Source organism: Enterobacter sp. BNK-22 (genome assembly GCF_048684805.1).
GTDB classification, from domain to species: domain Bacteria; phylum Pseudomonadota; class Gammaproteobacteria; order Enterobacterales; family Enterobacteriaceae; genus Enterobacter; species Enterobacter quasiroggenkampii.
The window spans coordinates 537,085-554,615 of record NZ_JBLQTT010000001.1 but is presented as its reverse complement, the minus strand read 5'-3'; the positions used below and the strand labels follow the sequence as shown (position 1 = coordinate 554,615).

Here is a 17,531-nt window from a genome sequence, read left to right as displayed (position 1 = left end):
GAAAGACCCGTAGCGCTCAGGGCAGCCGGGCAATCACCTTTATCTCAAACTGGAATCCGTACAGCCACGTCACGCCGATTCCCGTCAACGTAGGGTAAGGCGCTTCCCCCCAATATTCTGGCAGGATACTCCAGATAGCGTCGAGGTTTGACGCGGGGTCGACGACAAAGAGGGTCACGTCAACCACGTCACTGAACGTGCAGCCCGCAGCCGCGAGGACAGCATTAAGATTATCGAAGGCCAGCCTGACCTGCGCTTTCAGATCGGGCTCAGGCGAACCATCCTCGCGACTACCCACCTGCCCCGAAACGAACAAGAAACCGTTGGATTTGATGGCCGGTGAATAGCGATTACGCTCATAGAGCGCCTGCCGACCGGAGGGGAAAACTGCTTCGCGTGCTGTCATATTTATACCTTTGTAATGGGGCGAAATCTGCCCGGTGAACATACAGACACTTTACAGGCGCCAGATCGGGCGGATAAACAAGCGACTTTGTCCATCATTGTTTGTAATATCCAAACAATCGGTGAAAAGAGAGGATAAGGAATGGATCGTTTCGATGCGATGCGCGCCTTTGCTCGCGTGGTGGAGGCAGGAAGTTTCACAAAGGCTGCCCAAACGCTTCATATGAGCAAAACTACAGTGACGCAGCTCATTCAGCAGCTGGAAGCGCGCCTGCGCGTCAAGCTGCTCCATCGCACCACCCGCAGGCTCGGCGTCACTCCCGATGGCGCGATCTACTACGAGCGCGTCATCCGCCTGCTGGCGGACATGGAAGATGCTGAAAACAGCCTGTCCAGTGCGACGATGACGCCCAGGGGACGGCTACGGGTTGATGTGCCAAGTCCGCTGGCCCGCCTCATCCTGGTGCCGGCGCTACCGGCTTTCCATGCACGCTACCCGGATATCCAGTTCGACATGGGCGTGAGTGACCGGGTGGTGGATCTGATCGGCGACAACGTAGATTGCGTCCTGCGCGGTGGCGAAATCAACGACCAGTCCCTGATCGCACGCCATGTCGGCGATTTGCAAATCGGTGTTTACGTCGCACCGAGCTATGTGGAACGCCTTGGCGCCCCTGCGCATCCGCGTGAGCTGGAAAACACCGACCATCGCATAGTGGGATTCTTATCCTCACGCACCGGCAAGATTGATCCTCTGGTACTGCACAGCGAGAGTGAACATATTGAAATCAAGGGTAGCTACGTGCTTGCAGTGGATGATGGCAATGCTTACCTCGAAGCTGGGTTAGCGGGATTAGGCGTAATTGCGCTGCCGGTCTATATGGCGGCAGCGCATCAGGCTGCTGGCTCTTTGATTCCGCTATTTGAAGACTGGCGTATTAACCCAATGCCCCTGTACCTGGCATTTCCGCCTAACCGCCATGTCAACGCCAGGCTGCGCGTTTTTATTGATTGGATCGTTGAATTGATGCGGCAACATGTTCCTAATTCCAATAATAAGTCACTTACTCCCAGCCCCTGATTCGCTCATTAGGGTTGGTTACTTTCCACAGCACTCACCGCTCGCCGCCAGGCCGCCACTTCCTCCTCCAGCCATGCCTTAAAGAGTGTCACCTCCGGCTTCGCCTCCGTTGACTGCGCCGTTACCAACCAGTAAGGCCAGGGATATGGTGCGGTGATGGAGGTTAGCTGGACCAGTTCACCTCGGGTGATGGCATCCTGAACCAGAGAGCGGCGCTCCAGCGCGATGCCTTCTCCAAGCCGGACGGCTTCGATAATTAAATTCGAGTCGTTAACGCATAAACCGCCAGGCACGATCTCTTTCTCAAGACCCGCATTCATGCACCATGCTTTCCACGACTCCATGGAGAAAATAATATGACTCTTTGCAATCTCCGCTGGCGTAGCGGGCAGCACGCCCCCGTTATAGCCCGGTGCGGCCACCACAATAAGCTCATCGGAAAAAAGATAATGGCTTTCACTCCCTTCCCAGTTTCCCTGCCCCATCCGTATCGCGATATCTATCCCTTCCTGCTGCAAGCTGGTGACCGTCAGGCTGGCCTGGATCCGCAGGGTAATAAGCGGATATTTCGCCCGAAAACGAGCCAGACGCGGTAATAACCAGTGGCATCCAAATGACGGCACCATCGCCAGCGTCAACTCCTGCTTTCTTGGCTTCACCTGTACGAGTCGGGTAGCATCCGCGATGTGGTTCAACGCTTCGCGTACCTGTAAGGCATAGAGCCGCCCTTCTTCGTTGATCTGCACTCCTCGCCCCTGACGGATAAACAGCTTTACGCCCACCATCTCCTCCAGCGTTTTGATCTGCTGGCTGATAGCGGAATGGGTAACGTGGAGTTCTTTCGCCGCCAGCGTCACGCTGCCAAGACGGGCGACGGCTTCAAAGCTTCGCAAACTGGCAATGGGTGGAAAATCCGACATGAAAGCACTTCCTTATCTGCGCTGGATATACAGCGGCAACCTGATCATATGTCAGTAATACTAACCCTTACGGTAAGATACTGAAGATATTCGCCATGCAAATTGTATTGTAATGTCGGGTCATCCTTTTCAATGACGCGTTCTTTCACAGAGACAGGAAAACGGGAAAGATGATTAAGCTTGTTGGTATGATGGATTCACCTTATGTACGGCGCGTGGCGATCTCCCTTGAGCTTTATGGCGTTGAGTTTGAAAGCCAGCCGCTGTCAGTCTTTAGCACCTTCGACGCGTTCTCCCGGATCAACCCCGCGGTAAAAGCCCCGACGCTGGTTCTGGATAACGGAATACGTCTGATGGATTCCTCGCTGATACTGAATTATTTTGAGGCTCAGGCCGCCCCTGAGCGCAGACTCCTGCCCGTCGATCCAGATGCGCTGGCAAACGATCTCCAGACGCTGGGCTTTATCCTCGCCGCTGCGGAGAAAGCCGTGCAAAATGTTTATGAACACAACCTGCGCCCGGTTGAGAAGCAGCATGATGCATGGGTCGAACGCATTACAACCCAACTGCTGGCGGCCTGCAGGGAATGGAATAGATTACTGCAGGCGCGTCCGGTCACCACAGTGCCCAATCAGGTGGCCATTACCAGCACGGTTGTCTGGACGTTTATGCAGTCGATGATCCCGCACGTCGTTAGTGCAGCGGAGTTTAGCGCGATCCAGTCGCTTGCCGAATCATTCGAATCACAGGCGGTCTTTAGAAAATACCCATTCAGCTAAGTGGCGAGCCCGGTAAGCACTCGCCACCGGGCAAACCCGCACCTAAATCTGATAATCAATCGCCACTTCTTCCGGCTCCATCACCTGGCGTTTAATCTCATCCACCGACAGCCCGGCGTTGCAGAGCTCGATAAAGCGCCACACATAGTTGCGCTGCAGCTGTCCGCGCTTCAGGCCAAGCCATACGGTGTTGGCGTCAAACAGATGACGCGTGTCAAGACGCACCAGGTTCCCGTCTTCGCGTTCTCCACTGGACTGTTCCGCCACCAGCCCAATGCCCAGCCCCAGCTCGACGTAGGTTTTGATCACGTCAGAATCCTGCGCACTCAGCACGATGTCCGGCGTTAATCCTTTACGGTTGAAAGCTTCATCAATACGCGAGCGTCCGGTGATCCCCTGGCGGTAGGTAATGAGTGGCCATTTCGCAATGTCTTCCAGCGTCAGGGGTGAAACCTGATTCAGCGGATGATCGACCGGAAGTAATAAGCTGTGGTACCAGCGGAACCAGGGGAAAGCCACCAGCAGCGGATCGTTGCTCAGGCGTTCGCTGGCAATGCCGATATCCGCCCCACCGTTTTGAAGCAGCACTTCAATTTCCTGCGGCGTGCCCTGGATAAGCTCCAGACGGACGTCAGGGAAAAGTTCGCGGAACGCTTTAATCACCGGCGGCAGGCTGTAGCGCGCCTGGGTGTGGGTGGTGGCAATGGTGAGCACGCCCGAGGCGTCATTGGTGAAGAGATCCGCCAGGCGACGCACGTTGCTGGCCTCGTTGAGGATCCGCTCAGCGATGGTGAGCAAAGCCTTACCCGGCTCCGTCATGCCGAGCAGCCGCTTGCCGCGACGGATAAAGATCTCTATGCCCAGTTCCTCTTCCAGCTCGCGGATATGGCGGCTGACGCCGGACTGAGAGGTATAAAGCATATTGGCGACCTCGGTCAGGTTGTAGTCCCGCCTGGCCGCCTCACGGATAATTTTAAGTTGCTGGAAATTCACGATTCACTCCGGCGCATCTGACATAGCTCTATTGTTAGAGTCAGCCGAGCTGCAGAACAAATAATAAAAACCAGCATCTTATGCTTTTATGGAATATCAGCTCACGAGCTGGAGTTCACGGTTCTCAAGCGATGGCTTGCTGACCAGCGACATCAAAATCTCTTTTACCGCCTGCGCCTGTGGCGACAGCGAACCGCGTGCGGACATGTTCAGCGACAGCGGCAGGCTCATGGAAGGCGTGGTGATCCGCGCCATCCAGCCGTTTGCCGCACTGCACAGCGAGCGTGCTGCGGATTCCGGCAGAACGGTCACCCCCATGCCGCTGGCAATGGCTGCGGTCAGCGTGGAGATCGAGTCGATTTCGCCGATGATTTTGGCCGTCAGGCGGCGCAGGGAAAATGCTTCGTCCACGCGCACGCGCACGGCGCTGTAGTCGCGCGGCAGATAGAGGTTCATTTCCGCCACGGCGGTAAGGTCGACGCTCTGGCCCGGGCAGTCGCGGGTGCCCACGAGGTAGAGATCTTCTTTCAGCAGCGGCTGGCTGGTGATCCCGGCAACCGGGGAGCGATCGTAAAGGACCGCCATGTCCAGCTGGCCACTGAGCAGTTTATCATTCAGGACAGAACCGCTGTTTTCGTGCAGATAGACCAGCACTTCAGGCAGCTCAGCGCGGACGGCCTGCAGCAGCGGCATGGTTATGGACGATGCCGCCGTTCCCGGCGCCAGCCCGATGGACACGTGCCCGCTCAGGGTCTGGCCCACGTTATTCACCGCCAGCTGCGCCTGTTCACACTGGCGAAGAATGGTGCGCGCATGGGTATACAGGATCTTACCGGCTTCCGTTGGCGTGACGCCGCGTTTGGTGCGGATCAACAGCTGCTGATCCATCTCGCCTTCCAGAGTAGCCACCTGCTGGCTCAGCGCAGGCTGCGCGATATGCAGCACTTCTGCCGCTTGAGTCAGGCTGCCGATATCGACGATTTTTACGAAGTATTTCAGTCGTCTTAAGTTCATTTTGCCCCCTGTTCGAAATGCTGTGCCGGAACCGGCTGTCGTTGTTGAACAGGTTTTGCAATATGAATGCCACTTTTACCAGGCGGTCTGAATTGGGCGCTAAACGCCTGAAAATAAGGAAACCTAATCATGGAGGGGGGTTTTATTACCGAAACAGCAGTTTATGATCTGCCCCATTAGAGGTATACCCGCACCAAAGCGGTGCATTCCGCTGTCAAAAACATCACTTTGCCGATTTTGTCAGCAAACGATCAAAAGGCGGCGATCCACCCTTTGACAAGGTGAACGCAGGTCGATAATATGCGCCCCGTTCACACGATTCCTCTGTAGTTCAGTCGGTAGAACGGCGGACTGTTAATCCGTATGTCACTGGTTCGAGTCCAGTCAGAGGAGCCAAATTTGAAAAGCCTGCTTTTAAAGCAGGCTTTTTGCTTTTCTGCGTCGGGTAAAATTGTCGGGTGGCGGCTTCGCCTTACCCGACCTACTGGACTGTAGGCCCGGTAAGCGCAGCGCCACCGGGCAACACAGCCTCAATAAGCAAGCTTCACCGGCATCCCTGACCGCCGGTCCAGTTCGGCTCCCGCCCCCTCGTTTATCAACTGCGTCCGCTGCGCGGCTGACATTGGCAGAGGCACTTTTCGGGTCGATTCAAACTCCGCGCGATTACGTGATAATGGCTCGTGAACCTCCACCCAGCGGCTGCCGTCCGGTTCCGTGGTGACTTTAACGGGCCGATCGATAAGCTGTACGCGGGTTCCAACGGGGACATTATCGAAAAGGTATTTGATGTCGTTATTGCGCAGACGAATACAGCCCTGGCTCACCCGCAGTCCGATGCCGAAATTCGAGTTTGTGCCGTGTATGGCATACAGCCTGCCAATATAGATCGCATACAGCCCCATCGGGTTATCCGGTCCGGCGGGCACGAAGGCAGGCAGCGTTTTTCCCTCTGCCGCATAGGCACGGCGCGTATTCGGCGTCGGAGACCAGGTTGGCCCCACCTGCTTACGTTCAACCGCCGTGACCCAGTTACGCGGGGTTTCGCGCCCGGCCTGACCGATGCCGATGGGCAGCACTTCGACGGTATTGCTGCCTGGTGGATAATAGTAGAGACGCATTTCCGCCACATTAACGACAATTCCCTCGCGGACGGTGTCAGGCAAAATCAGCTGCTGGGGAATCACCAGCCGGGTGCCGGATTTGGGCAAGAAAGGATCCACCCCCGGGTTCGCTTCCAGCATATTGCTTAGCCCCTGCCCGTACTGCGCGGCAAAGGCCTCAAGCGGTAACGTATTGCGCTCGGGAACGGTGATGATAATCGGGGCTCCCACCAGACGACTGCCTTCCGGTGGTAAGGTATAGGTTACGGCAAACGCGCCGGGTACAGCGGCACACAGCGTAAGGACGAACCAGGTAAATCGCATCATAATTTCCTGTGCTCAAAAAAGAGAAAGCCTCGACTCAGGCAGGCTTTCTCAGTTTACGCTATTACGCCTCGGTTTTGCGCCATCTGCGCGTCAGCACTTTTTCCGCCTCGACAATAAGGAACATCACAAAACCAATCAGGAAGGTGATGACCCAGTAGCGGAACGGCAGTGCTTCGGTGCCAAACAGCATCTGCATGAACGGTGCGTAAATGATAAGAAATTGTAGCGCCAGCAGTACACCGCTCACGATCCAAATCCCTTTATTCGCCAGCAGGCCTTTGCTCAGCGAGAAGCCGTCATTAACGCGGCAGTTAAGCATGTAAAACCACTGCGCGGTCACCAGAGTTTGCAGCAGCACGGTGCGGATAAATTCCGCTGAGTAACCGCGCGGCTGTAGCCAGGCTTCCAGCACGAAAGCGCTGATGGCAATCATCAGACCGACAAACACCACGCGCCAGATGGCATAGCCGTCCATCACATGCAGATTCGCCTTACGCGGTGGCCGGTTCATGATGTCCTTCTCACCCGCTTCAAACGCCAGGCCAAACGACAGCGTTGCCGACGTCGCCATGTTCATCCACAGGATCAGGACCGGCGTCAGCGGGATCAGGTTCCCCGCCAGCAGCGCGATGATGATTAGCAGGGCCTGCGCAATGTTGCTCGGGATAACGAAGAGAATCGTTTTTTTCAGGTTATCGTAAACACGACGCCCCTCGTGCACCGCACTGGCAATGGTGGCAAAGTTGTCATCCGTTAACACCATGTCGGCGGCTTCCTTGGTGACCTCTGTCCCCTTAATCCCCATGGCGATACCCACATCCGCCCGTTTGAGCGCCGGGGCATCATTTACGCCATCCCCGGTCATGCCCACCACTTCCTGTTTACTTTGCAGGGCCTGCACGAGGCGGAATTTATCCTCCGGGCTGGTTCGGGCGAAAATATCGTACTGCTGCGCGGCGTCGCTCAGCTGACGGTCATCCATCGCCTCCAGCTCGCGTCCGGTGATAGCGCTTGCAGCGTTACCAATCCCCAGCATTTGCCCAATGCTCATGGCCGTTTGCGGGTGGTCGCCGGTGATCATTTTCACGCGAATCCCGGCCTGCAGACAGTCGGCAATCGCGGTAATGGCCTCCGGACGCGGCGGATCCATCATTCCCGCAATACCCAGCAGGATCACGCCATCACGCAGGTCCGGGTGATCCAGCTCGCGCTGTCCCTCGCGGGCAGGTTTCCAGGCCGCAGCCACCATACGCAACCCTTCCCGGGCATACTCTTCAATCTTGCCTTCCCAGTAAGGTTGGTCGAACGGCTGCAGTCCGTCATTCGTCTGCTGGTACTGACAGAGGCGGAACAGGACGTCCGGCGCGCCAGTGATTAAAATCACCTCTTCTTCACCCAGCCGGTAGAGCGTGGACATGTATTTATACTGCGAATCAAACGGGATTTTACTGCGCATTTCGGTATCACGCGGTGGGAGCGGGATTTTTGCCGCCAGCACCTTCAGGGCGCCCTCGGTCGGCCCCCCGGTGATTTTCCACAGCCCCTGCTCGTCTTTGATCAGCTGGCTGTCATTACAGAGGTCAATGGTGCGCAAGTAGCGTTCCAGCAGGGAACCCTGCGTCACGCTGACGGGCGTCAGGTCATCTACGGGGTGAATATTCCCCACAGGTTCGTAGCTGTCGCCCTCCACGCGATAGGTCGTCTCAGCGGTAATCACCGCTTTGACCGTCATTTCATTCATCGTCAGGGTGCCGGTTTTATCCGAGCAGATGACCGTCATTGCGCCCAGGGTTTCCACCGTGGGCAACTTACGAATGATGGCCTTGCGACGCGCCATGGCCTGTACGCCAAGCGAAAGGATGATGGAAATGATGGCCGGCAGGCCTTCCGGCACGGCGGCAACGGCGAGGCTGATAAGCGACAGCACCAGTTCAGAAACCGGCATATCCCGGAACAAGAGGCTGAAAACAAACAGCGCCACCATCATGACCAGGATAGTAATGAAGATGGTTTTACCGAGCTTATCCATCTGCACCATCAGCGGCGTGCGGTGCTTTTCAATGTCGGACATCATCTGATTGATGTGGCCAAGCTCGGTCTCGCCCCCGGTTGCCACCACCACGCCTTTACCGCCGCCGGAGCTGACGGTGGTGCCTGAGTAAAGCAGATTATACCGGTCACCTAAAGGCAGTTCCCCGCTTAACACATCGCTGTTTTTTTCAACAACGGTGGATTCGCCGGTCAGGATGGCCTCCTCCACGCGAAGGTTATGCGCCTCAATCACACGCAGGTCCGCAGGAATACGATCCCCGGCGCGGATCACCACGATATCACCCGGGACCAGCGACGTGGTGGGGATCGTTTCATGATTCCCCTGTCGTACCACCACGGCTTCGCTGGAGAGCATATTGCGAATACTCTGCAACGATTTTTCAGCATTGCTCTCCTGGATATGGCCAATCAGCGCGTTAATGATGGCAACCCCCAGGATCACGAACATGTCTACCCAGTGGCCCATAAAGAGCTTAAGCAACGCGGCCACCAGCAGAACGTAAATCAATACATCGTTAAAATGCGCCAGGAAGCGCAGCCAGGCGGGTTTGCCCTTTTTTTGCGGCAAAGCATTCTCACCATGCTGCTGAAGTCGGGCTGATGCCTCAGTGCCGCTAAGGCCTTCCAGGGTGGAGTGGATATTCGACAGGGTTTCGTCAACGGTTTGTTGATAATATGGACGTTCAGATTTTCCTGTTTTCATCGTTCCTTCCTCAGGTTCTATTCAGAAATCACCTTGCTTTCATGTAATTAACGAATAACGAAAACAGGAACATGGGCGTAACGGACAATACTTGCCGCCTCCGATCCTAACAAATGGGTTTGAATATTTGGATTTCGAGAGCCAACAATAATCGCGCCAGCAGCAAGTTCATCCGCCAGCTTAATAACCTCATCACGAACATTTCCGCTACGAACATGGAGATGAACCCGCTCTTCTGGCAGATTCAATTTTTTGACCAGGTCAGACAGTTTTTCTTTCGAATTATTAATCATATATTCATCCATCTTGCGCGCATCTGAAATAAAACCGCGCGTCAGTTCGGCTGAAAATTTGGGCATGACGTGCAGCAAATGAATGTCACCCGATGCGCTTTGCGCCAGAAACTGTGCATGTTGCAACGCTTTATCCGCCAGGCTTGTCTCGTAGACGTCCACCGGAACGAGAATGTTTTTATACATATCGAGCATCCTTTTTATAACCAACATGAGAGTGAATGAAGCATAAAAACGCATTAAATGCAGGGGGTTGCCCTTAATGCCAGTTACGGTAAAAAGAGATGAATAATATTAAACGTAGCACAGGAATATCAGGTTTAGCGCTTCCCCACTGCTAATGGTTATTTAACATTTATCTTTTCGCCGACTATGCTCATAGTTAGCCACCGCTTCCGGCTCATGGAGGAATGTATGTATGGTATAAGCCTGATCCGACTGGGTATGTTTATTGCGCTTGCCATTATCGCCAGCACGGCGATTGGTTTATTTACCTATATGGTCGTCACTGTTCTGGCAGAATAGTGTCACCCCTGTCCAGGTTATGGAATAAATAAAACAGTTATTTATTAGGGGAATACAGTGAACCGCTACCTCTCTCTTTTACCGTTCGTTTTGTTAACGCTCACAGCGTGCGACCCGAAACCCAAAGACGTCTCCCCCCTGCCCAGGATGGTAAAAGTAGCGGAGGTGACGGTTCCCGGTAACGCCCAGCAGCGCGTTTTTCCCGCCCGCATTGAATCGGGCGATGCCACAGACCTTTCCTTCAAGCGCGCAGGTCAAATTGAAGCGCTCGATGTGCGTCAGGGCGCAGTCATCAAGCAGGGTCAACAGCTTGCCAGATTGAATGCCCGTGAAGCCCAGCAGCGGGTTAATGACAGACAAACGGCGGCGACGCTGGCCCAGAGGCAATTCGATCGCTTCCAGACGCTGGCGGGCCGCCAGGCGATTTCGAAAGCCGAAATGGACGTTCAGCGTGCGAACCGCGATTCGGCGAATGCGGCGCTACAGATCGCCCGAGAAGAGTTGAATCAAATGACGCTTGTCGCCCCCTTCAGCGGGACGGTGGCCAGCGTACATGTCCGAAACCATCAGGTGGTGTCTGCCGGTCAGCCCATCGCGACGTTAACCCGCACCGATCTGCTTGACGTGGTGTTCAGCATCCCTGAAAACCTGTTTAAGACCTTTGATATTCGCAACGCGCAGTATCGCCCGGTAGTGAGAATTAACGCCATTCCGGATCGGGAATTTACCGCCGTTTATAAAGAACACTCAGGCAGCAGCGACAGTAATACCCTCACCTGGCAGGTAATACTCACCATGCCGCGGCCAGATGATTTTCCCGCCGTCGGTGGCGTAAGCGGTACGGTTACCATTAATTTAACCAACCTCCCGGCTGGCGCGGGCACTCAGGCGCTGGTCGTACCGGTTGAGGCAGTCTTTAACCCGGACAACAGCCCGCGCAATGAGCCGCACGTCTGGGTTGTGGCGGGAGAAGGCGACACGCTCCATCTTGAAGACCGCAAGGTCAGCGTGGGGCAAGTGATTACCGAAGGCGTAGTGATCACCAGCGGGCTTAAGGCGGGCGAGCGCGTGGTAGCCGCAGGCGTTGGGGAGCTGCATGCTAACCAGCCGGTGCGTATCTGGACGCGTGAACGGGGACTGTAATGGATATCTCTCGTCAATTTATTAATAACCCTGTTCGCGTCTGGCTAACGATTCTGCTGCTGGGCATCGGGGGTATTTTCGCGCTGTTGAATATCGGCAGGCTGGAAGATCCCGCCTTTACCATCAAAACCGCAGTGGTTGTCACCCACTACCCCGGCGCATCCGCTCAGCAGGTCGAAGAAGAGGTGACGCTGCCGCTGGAGAATGCCCTTCAGCAGCTGCCTTATCTGGACAACGTGAGCTCCATCTCTTCAAACGGTTTGTCACAAATCACCGTTAACATCGCGTCACGCTATCACTCAAACGAACTGCCGCAGATTTGGGATGAACTGCGCCGCCGCGTGGGCGACGCCTCGCGTCAGTTCCCGCCCGGCGTCGTCACGCCCTTTGTGAATGACGATTTCGGCGACGTGTTCGGCTTCTTCTTCGCCATTTCCGGGGATGAATTCAGTAATCCTGAACTGGTGAGATACGCGGAGCAGCTGCGCCGCGAGTTGATTCTGGTCCCCGGGGTCGCGAAGGTTGCCATCGGTGGAGCGATTAGCCAACAGGTCAATATCGATATTTCCCTGACCAAAATGGCCGCGCGCGGCATTACCCTGAACCAGCTTTCCGCCCTGCTCAGCAGGCTTAACGTCGTTTCCAGCGCCGGAGAAATCACCTCTGGCAGCGAATCCATTCGTCTGCACCCGACCGGTGAATTCGAGAATCTTGATGAACTGGCGGATCTCATCATCACGCCTTCCGGCACGGGGGCGGCGACGCGTCTGCGGGATATCGCCACGCTGTCGCGCGGGCTGAACGAATCGCCAGCCAGTATCTACCATGCCAACGGCAAAAAAGCCGTCACCATGGGCGTCTCGTTTATTCCCGGCGTGAACGTGATCGACGTGGGCCACGCGCTGGAGGCGAAGCTAAACCAGATGTCGGCGGAAAAACCGGCAGGCATACAGATAGATCTGTTTTACGATCAGGCAGCCGAAGTGGGCCACTCTGTTAACGGTTTTATTGTTAACTTCCTGATGGCGCTGGCGATTGTCATCGGCGTGCTGCTGATCTTTATGGGCGTACGCAGCGGGATCATCATCGCGTTTTCCCTCGCGCTTAACGTGCTGGGCACGCTGCTGATTATGTATCTCTGGGGCATTGAGCTACAGCGCATCTCGCTTGGGGCGCTGATTATCGCCCTTAGCATGCTGGTGGATAACGCCATCGTCATTGTCGAAGGGGTGTTGATTGCCCGACAGCAGGGCTCCCCGCTATTAACCGCCGTTAACACGATCATCCGTCGCTCCGCCCTGCCGCTGCTGGGGGCGACGGTGATCGCTATCCTTGCGTTTGCGCCTATCGGGCTGTCGCAGGATTCCACCGGGGAATACTGTAAATCCCTCTTCCAGGTGCTGCTGATTTCCCTGATGCTGAGCTGGTTCTCGGCGCTCACCCTCACCCCGGTGATGATTAAGTGGTGGTTGTTTAAAAACGACAGCGAGCCGGAGACCACTGACGAGTCAGATCCTTACGACAAACGTCTCTACCGCCTCTATCAGCGCCTGCTTAACACGCTGCTGCACCATAAGGCACCGACGCTGGTAGTGATGGCCGCCCTGCTGGCCGCGTCTGTCTGGGGGTTTGGCGCGGTGCGGCAAAACTTTTTTCCGTCATCCAATACGCCGATTTTCTTTGTCGACCTGTGGTTACCCTACGGGACCGATATCAAATGGACCGAGAAAATGACCGGTGATATTGAGAAAACCATCAAGGGCCAGCCCGGCGTGGAAACCACCGTCTCCACCATCGGTCAGGGGAGCATGCGGTTTATTCTGACCTACAGCGGACAGCGGCAGTACAGCAACTATGCGCAGATCATGGTGCGCATGGATGACCAGCGTAACATTTCCCCCTTGACCCGCCACGTTGACGAGTACATCGCGCGAAACTACCCGCAGGTGAACGCCAGCACGAAACGGGTGATGTTTGGCCCTTCCGGCGACAGCGCCATTGAAGTGCGCATTAAAGGCCCGGATCCTGACAGGCTGCGTCTGATCGCCAGCCAGGTGGACGATATTCTGGCGCGCGATCCGGCTACGGGGAGCGTCCGAAACGACTGGCAAAACCGCAGCAAAGTGATCCGCCCGCAGTACGTCGCCGCGCTGGGACGCGAGCTTGGCGTGGATAAACAGGACGTCGACAACGCACTGGAGATGAATTTCTCCGGCAGCCGGGCGGGGTTGTATCGGGAAGGCAGCGACCTGCTGCCCGTGGTGGTGAGGCCCCCGGAAAGCGAAAGGCTGGATGCCAGCCACCTGAACAACGTGCTGGTGTGGAGCCAGGCGCGGCAGCAGTATATCCCGCTGAGTAACGTCGTCAGTCGCTTCTCTCTGGAGTGGGAAGATCCGCTCATTCTTCGACGCGACCGCTCGCGGGTATTGACGGTTCAGACGGACCCGGACCCGCTGACCCAGCAAACCTCCGGCGATATTCTCGCCCGCGTGAAGCCGCAGGTAGATGCCCTTCCCCTGCCACACGGCTACAGCATCGAGTGGGGGGGCGATGCGGAAAACTCCAGTGAAGCGCAGCAAGGGCTGTTCACAACGCTGCCTCTCGGGTATCTGGTGATGTTTGTCATTACGGTGCTGATGTTCAGCTCGGTAAAAAATGCCGTCGCAATCTGGCTGACCGTACCGCTGGCGTTGATTGGCGTCACACCAGGATTTTTAATTACCGGCATTCCCTTTGGCTTTATGGCGCTGATTGGTCTGCTGAGCCTGAGCGGAATGCTCATCCGCAACGGCATCGTGCTGGTGGAAGAGATCGAACAGCAGAAGACGCAAAAGGATCAGCACAGCGCGATCGTTTATGCCGCCACCTCGCGCCTGCGCCCTATCCTGCTCACCGCGTTCACGACCGTACTTGGCCTGGCTCCGCTACTGCTGGATGTTTTCTTCCAGAGCATGGCCGTTGTGATTATGTTTGGACTGGGGTTTGCTACAATCCTGACGCTACTGGTACTCCCCGTGATCTATGCGTGTTTCCATCGTAAGGACGAAGCCAAACAACAATGAATGCGACAGGGCTGAACATTATCAAGACGCTGGGCTGTATGACGGCGGTGACCTTCTTCACCATCTACAATACCTGGGATCATTATGATTATGACTATCACTGGATCCTGGGGTTTTTAACCTTTATCTCGACGATCGCTACACCGCTGTTTTTTGTGGTGTCGGGCTATCTCGACGGACAATCCCGGCACGGCACGCGCTGGCAGCTGGGTAAAATTAAAAGTCTTGTGATTGTTTTTCTGTTCTGGATAACGATCTACTACCTGTGGGAGCCTTATCAGCGCGGGTATTTAATCCAGCCCTGGTTCGTGTTCGCCTTTGTCGTGATTTACACCTTCCACCCGGCGGTAGAGTGGCTTAGCCAGCGGAGATCGCTGTTCTGCGGCGCGATTGCTGCCCTGCTGTTCTTTTCCTACGGATACGATCTGTTATCGGCGCTTTATCCTGAAACGCACGTCCTTTCTCTTTCACCGCAGTATCGGCTTTGGACGTGGCTGCTGTTTTATCTGACGGGGCAACTCTTCTGCGATCCTAAAATCGCCGAGTGGATAAGCCGCAAAAATGTAGTCCGGGCGGCGGTTATCGCCATCCCGTTTATCTATCTCTTCACCTGGTTTTACGAGCGCCACTTCTTTTTTGCCCTGTTTAAGGCCGACAGAAACGCCTTTATCCTCACCGGCTCGCAGATCTACATCCTGATTATTGCCCTGGTGATTGCGGCGAACGGCGTGCGCTTTCGCCGCAATGCTGAGTTTAAGGAGTCCATACTGGCCGCCATCAGCAAAACGATGACTGGCGTATATATTGTGCACTACTCGGTGTTTCATCTGCTGACGGCGCTGATACCGGTGACGTCACTCGGCATGAAGCTGGCGTTGATTGTACTTACGTTCGTCACCTCTGTTCTCTTCTCCATGCTGGTATTGTCTAACGCCGTGGCAAAAAAGGTGATCACCCTTTAAAAGCCTAAGCGCAGCCAGGCAAAGAGCACGTTGCCGTTGTTATAAGTCCCGGGAATATAGGTGAACTGGACGGTAACGCGCTGATAGCTGGCCGAAAAAAGCGGGAAGATGAACGGTAGCGGGACATAGTTCGCAAAATCATCTCGCGCCGTGATGCCTGCGGCGGCACCGAGCCCAAGGCGGAAATCTCTGGCATTATCCAGATACCAGCCCTTCTCCCAGCCATAGCCCATCGCGGGCTGCCATTCGTTGTGCGAGTCCTTGAACATCATCGCGAAAAGCGCGCTCCAGTTACCCTCTTCGTTATAGCGGGAAACGCCCAGCCCGCCTCCCCACGGCATTTCGTTGTACTTGTCGGTTTTTTCTTTGTCGTACATAAAGCGAGCGTGCCAGCTCAGAAACGGCAGGTACAGATCATAACGCTGAGGCTGCGCCCAGGTTTGCGAAATGTCTTCCGTCAACGCATTCCACCAGCCGCTGATGCGTTGCTCGCCATAGACGTTGGGCTCCGCCTGAAGCGGTGCGACGAATAAAAACAGAATCATCCAGAATGCCGAAAAGGTGCGTTGCATCGTTATTCCCTCAGCTTAACTCACGCGGCGGTCACTATTACTGTAAACCATTCAGCACTTAACGAAGCCAGAAGAGGCAATTATCTCGCCGCAGGTGTGGATGAAATTTATTTATTCAGCACCTTCCGGAAAGATAAAAACGTTTTCTCAGGCGTTTTGTCGCGGTAGTCTCATAGGTTCCGTTTATATGACGGGCGCAATGTGAGTGACCTTTTCTTATACCAATAATTAAAAAATCAGTACGGACAGGACAACTATGGACTCCACCCTCATCTCCGATCGTCCCAACGAGGAGACACCTTCGCTCAATCGCGCCCGCCGCGCCGCACTCGGCAGCTTCGCGGGTGCCGTCGTCGACTGGTATGATTTTCTGCTTTACGGCATTACCGCCGCGCTGGTGTTTAACCGTGAATTCTTCCCCCAGATCAGCCCTGCGATGGGTACGCTCGCCGCGTTTGCCACCTTCGGCGTCGGCTTTCTGTTTCGCCCGCTGGGCGGGGTGATCTTCGGCCACTTCGGCGACCGCCTGGGCCGCAAGCGCATGCTGATGCTCACCGTCTGGATGATGGGGATCGCCACCGCGCTGATTGGCATTCTCCCGTCGTTTTCCGCCATTGGCTGGTGGGCCCCGGTATTGCTGGTGACGTTACGCGCCATTCAGGGCTTCGCCGTGGGCGGCGAATGGGGCGGCGCGGCGCTGTTATCCGTTGAGAGCGCGCCAAAAAATAAGAAAGCGTTTTACAGCAGCGGCGTGCAGGTCGGGTACGGCGTAGGGCTGTTGCTTTCTACAGGGCTGGTGTCGTTAATCAGCCAGCTCACCACCGACGAGCAGTTCCTGAGCTGGGGCTGGCGCATTCCGTTCATCTTCAGCATCGTGCTGGTGATTGCCGCACTGTGGATCCGTAACGGCATGGAGGAGTCCGCTGAATTCGAACAACAGCTGCAGGAAAAACCGGCCGTCAAAAAGCGGCTGCCGGTGATGGAAGCCCTGATTCGGCACCCTGGCGCTTTTCTGAAAATTATCGCCCTGCGCCTGTGCGAGCTGCTGACGATGTATATCGTCACCGCCTTTGCGCTGAACTACTCGACGCAGAATCTCGGCCTGCCCCGTGAATTGTTCCTGAATATCGGCCTGCTGGTTGGCGGGATCAGCTGTCTGACAATACCCTGCTTCGCCTGGCTGGCGGACCGGTTTGGCCGCCGTCGCGTCTACATCACCGGCGCGCTGATTGGGAGCCTCAGCGCCTGGCCATTCTTTATGGCGCTGGAGGCGCAGTCGATCTTCTGGATTGTCTTCTTTGCCATCATGCTCGCGAACATCGCTCACGATATGGTGGTCTGCGTGCAGCAGCCGATGTTTACCGAACTGTTCGGCGCCAGCTACCGCTATAGCGGCGCGGGCGTGGGCTACCAGGTCGCAAGCGTGGTCGGCGGCGGGTTTACGCCGTTTATTGCCGCCGCGCTGGTGACCTTCTCCGGGGGTAACTGGCACAGCGTGGCGGTTTATCTGCTGGCCGGTTGCCTGCTGTCGGCGGCAACGGCGCTATTGATGAAAGAGACGAGCCACCGCTGATCTCACTTTTGTTTCACAGGCGTGTGA

General features: G+C 55.8%; 14 protein-coding genes and 1 tRNA gene. 7 read left to right on the top strand and 8 right to left on the bottom strand.

The genetic code is table 11. From position 1 onward, the window contains the following. Positions 1–16: 16 nt before the first annotated feature. Positions 17–406, bottom strand: a complete 390-nt coding sequence (locus ACMGGE_RS02485; RefSeq protein WP_420293320.1) for a RidA family protein — start codon at positions 404–406, stop codon at positions 17–19. 141 nt (positions 407–547) lie between these two features. Between ACMGGE_RS02485 and ACMGGE_RS02480 the strand changes: the two genes are divergently transcribed. After that, positions 548–1,486 carry a LysR substrate-binding domain-containing protein gene (locus ACMGGE_RS02480; protein ID WP_420293319.1) on the top strand — a complete coding sequence of 313 codons (939 nt, stop codon included), beginning with the start codon at positions 548–550 and terminating at the stop codon, positions 1,484–1,486. A gap of 8 nt (positions 1,487–1,494) precedes the next feature. On the opposite strand, the gene gcvA is transcribed toward ACMGGE_RS02480, so the two are convergent. Beyond that, positions 1,495–2,406, bottom strand: a complete 912-nt coding sequence (gcvA, locus tag ACMGGE_RS02475) for a transcriptional regulator GcvA (protein WP_420293318.1) — start codon at positions 2,404–2,406, stop codon at positions 1,495–1,497. A gap of 170 nt (positions 2,407–2,576) precedes the next feature. Here gcvA and ACMGGE_RS02470 point away from each other — a divergent pair, with 170 nt between their 5' ends. Further along, a complete protein-coding gene (locus tag ACMGGE_RS02470; RefSeq protein WP_229226104.1) occupies positions 2,577–3,185 on the top strand; it encodes a glutathione S-transferase family protein in 609 nt (202 codons plus the stop codon). A 42-nt stretch (positions 3,186–3,227) separates the two neighbouring features. Here the strand turns inward: ACMGGE_RS02470 and cbl are convergent, their stop codons facing one another. Next, on the bottom strand, positions 3,228–4,178 hold the full coding sequence (gene cbl / locus ACMGGE_RS02465; RefSeq protein ID WP_028013741.1) for an HTH-type transcriptional regulator Cbl: 951 nt from the start codon (positions 4,176–4,178) through the stop codon (positions 3,228–3,230). A gap of 96 nt (positions 4,179–4,274) precedes the next feature. Next, entirely contained in the window at positions 4,275–5,192 is a 918-nt protein-coding gene (nac, locus tag ACMGGE_RS02460; RefSeq protein WP_045908128.1) for a nitrogen assimilation transcriptional regulator NAC, read from the bottom strand. A 320-nt stretch (positions 5,193–5,512) separates the two neighbouring features. Here nac and ACMGGE_RS02455 point away from each other — a divergent pair. Next, positions 5,513–5,588: transfer RNA gene (locus tag ACMGGE_RS02455), tRNA-Asn, on the top strand. Between the two features lie 134 nt (positions 5,589–5,722). Here the strand turns inward: ACMGGE_RS02455 and ldtA are convergent. The 3 genes from ldtA to ACMGGE_RS02440 form a co-directional block, all read right to left on the bottom strand. Next, complete coding sequence (ldtA, locus tag ACMGGE_RS02450) at positions 5,723–6,619, bottom strand: L,D-transpeptidase (protein WP_395299412.1); 897 nt, start codon at positions 6,617–6,619, stop codon at positions 5,723–5,725. Positions 6,620–6,680: 61 nt separating this feature from the next. Next, positions 6,681–9,374 carry a cation-transporting P-type ATPase gene (locus ACMGGE_RS02445; protein ID WP_048029364.1) on the bottom strand — a complete coding sequence of 898 codons (2,694 nt, stop codon included), beginning with the start codon at positions 9,372–9,374 and terminating at the stop codon, positions 6,681–6,683. A 47-nt stretch (positions 9,375–9,421) separates the two neighbouring features. Next, positions 9,422–9,853: a universal stress protein gene (locus tag ACMGGE_RS02440; RefSeq protein WP_028019628.1), complete on the bottom strand. Its 432-nt coding sequence runs from the start codon at positions 9,851–9,853 to the stop codon at positions 9,422–9,424. Between the two features lie 396 nt (positions 9,854–10,249). Here ACMGGE_RS02440 and ACMGGE_RS02435 point away from each other — a divergent pair, with 396 nt between their 5' ends. The 3 genes from ACMGGE_RS02435 to ACMGGE_RS02425 are packed head-to-tail and all read left to right on the top strand — an operon-like array spanning position 10,250 to position 15,359. Next, complete coding sequence (locus tag ACMGGE_RS02435) at positions 10,250–11,335, top strand: efflux RND transporter periplasmic adaptor subunit (protein ID WP_048029363.1); 1,086 nt, start codon at positions 10,250–10,252, stop codon at positions 11,333–11,335. Next, positions 11,335–14,397, top strand: a complete 3,063-nt coding sequence (locus ACMGGE_RS02430; RefSeq protein WP_196351850.1) for an efflux RND transporter permease subunit — start codon at positions 11,335–11,337, stop codon at positions 14,395–14,397. The genes ACMGGE_RS02435 and ACMGGE_RS02430 overlap by 1 nt, the downstream gene beginning before the upstream one ends. Beyond that, a complete protein-coding gene (locus ACMGGE_RS02425) occupies positions 14,394–15,359 on the top strand; it encodes an acyltransferase (protein ID WP_048029361.1) in 966 nt (321 codons plus the stop codon). Before ACMGGE_RS02430 ends, ACMGGE_RS02425 begins: the two co-directional genes overlap by 4 nt. Here the strand turns inward: ACMGGE_RS02425 and pagP are convergent. Then, complete coding sequence (pagP, locus tag ACMGGE_RS02420) at positions 15,356–15,931, bottom strand: lipid IV(A) palmitoyltransferase PagP (protein WP_045908122.1); 576 nt, start codon at positions 15,929–15,931, stop codon at positions 15,356–15,358. The two genes, ACMGGE_RS02425 and pagP, sit on opposite strands and share 4 nt — an antisense overlap. A gap of 256 nt (positions 15,932–16,187) precedes the next feature. Here pagP and shiA point away from each other — a divergent pair, with 256 nt between their 5' ends. Continuing rightward, complete coding sequence (gene shiA / locus ACMGGE_RS02415) at positions 16,188–17,504, top strand: shikimate transporter (RefSeq protein ID WP_420293317.1); 1,317 nt, start codon at positions 16,188–16,190, stop codon at positions 17,502–17,504. Positions 17,505–17,531 lie beyond the last annotated feature (27 nt).

Coding starts and splice junctions, on each gene's coding strand:
- ACMGGE_RS02485 (WP_420293320.1), bottom strand. CDS start 406: ATGACAGCACGCGAAGCAGTTTTCCCCTCCGGTCGGCAGGCGCTCTAT.
- ACMGGE_RS02480 (WP_420293319.1), top strand. CDS start 548: ATGGATCGTTTCGATGCGATGCGCGCCTTTGCTCGCGTGGTGGAGGCA.
- gcvA (WP_420293318.1), bottom strand. CDS start 2,406: ATGTCGGATTTTCCACCCATTGCCAGTTTGCGAAGCTTTGAAGCCGTC.
- ACMGGE_RS02470 (WP_229226104.1), top strand. CDS start 2,577: ATGATTAAGCTTGTTGGTATGATGGATTCACCTTATGTACGGCGCGTG.
- nac (WP_045908128.1), bottom strand. CDS start 5,192: ATGAACTTAAGACGACTGAAATACTTCGTAAAAATCGTCGATATCGGC.
- ldtA (WP_395299412.1), bottom strand. CDS start 6,619: ATGATGCGATTTACCTGGTTCGTCCTTACGCTGTGTGCCGCTGTACCC.
- ACMGGE_RS02445 (WP_048029364.1), bottom strand. CDS start 9,374: ATGAAAACAGGAAAATCTGAACGTCCATATTATCAACAAACCGTTGAC.
- ACMGGE_RS02440 (WP_028019628.1), bottom strand. CDS start 9,853: ATGTATAAAAACATTCTCGTTCCGGTGGACGTCTACGAGACAAGCCTG.
- ACMGGE_RS02430 (WP_196351850.1), top strand. CDS start 11,335: ATGGATATCTCTCGTCAATTTATTAATAACCCTGTTCGCGTCTGGCTA.
- ACMGGE_RS02425 (WP_048029361.1), top strand. CDS start 14,394: ATGAATGCGACAGGGCTGAACATTATCAAGACGCTGGGCTGTATGACG.
- pagP (WP_045908122.1), bottom strand. CDS start 15,931: ATGCAACGCACCTTTTCGGCATTCTGGATGATTCTGTTTTTATTCGTC.
- shiA (WP_420293317.1), top strand. CDS start 16,188: ATGGACTCCACCCTCATCTCCGATCGTCCCAACGAGGAGACACCTTCG.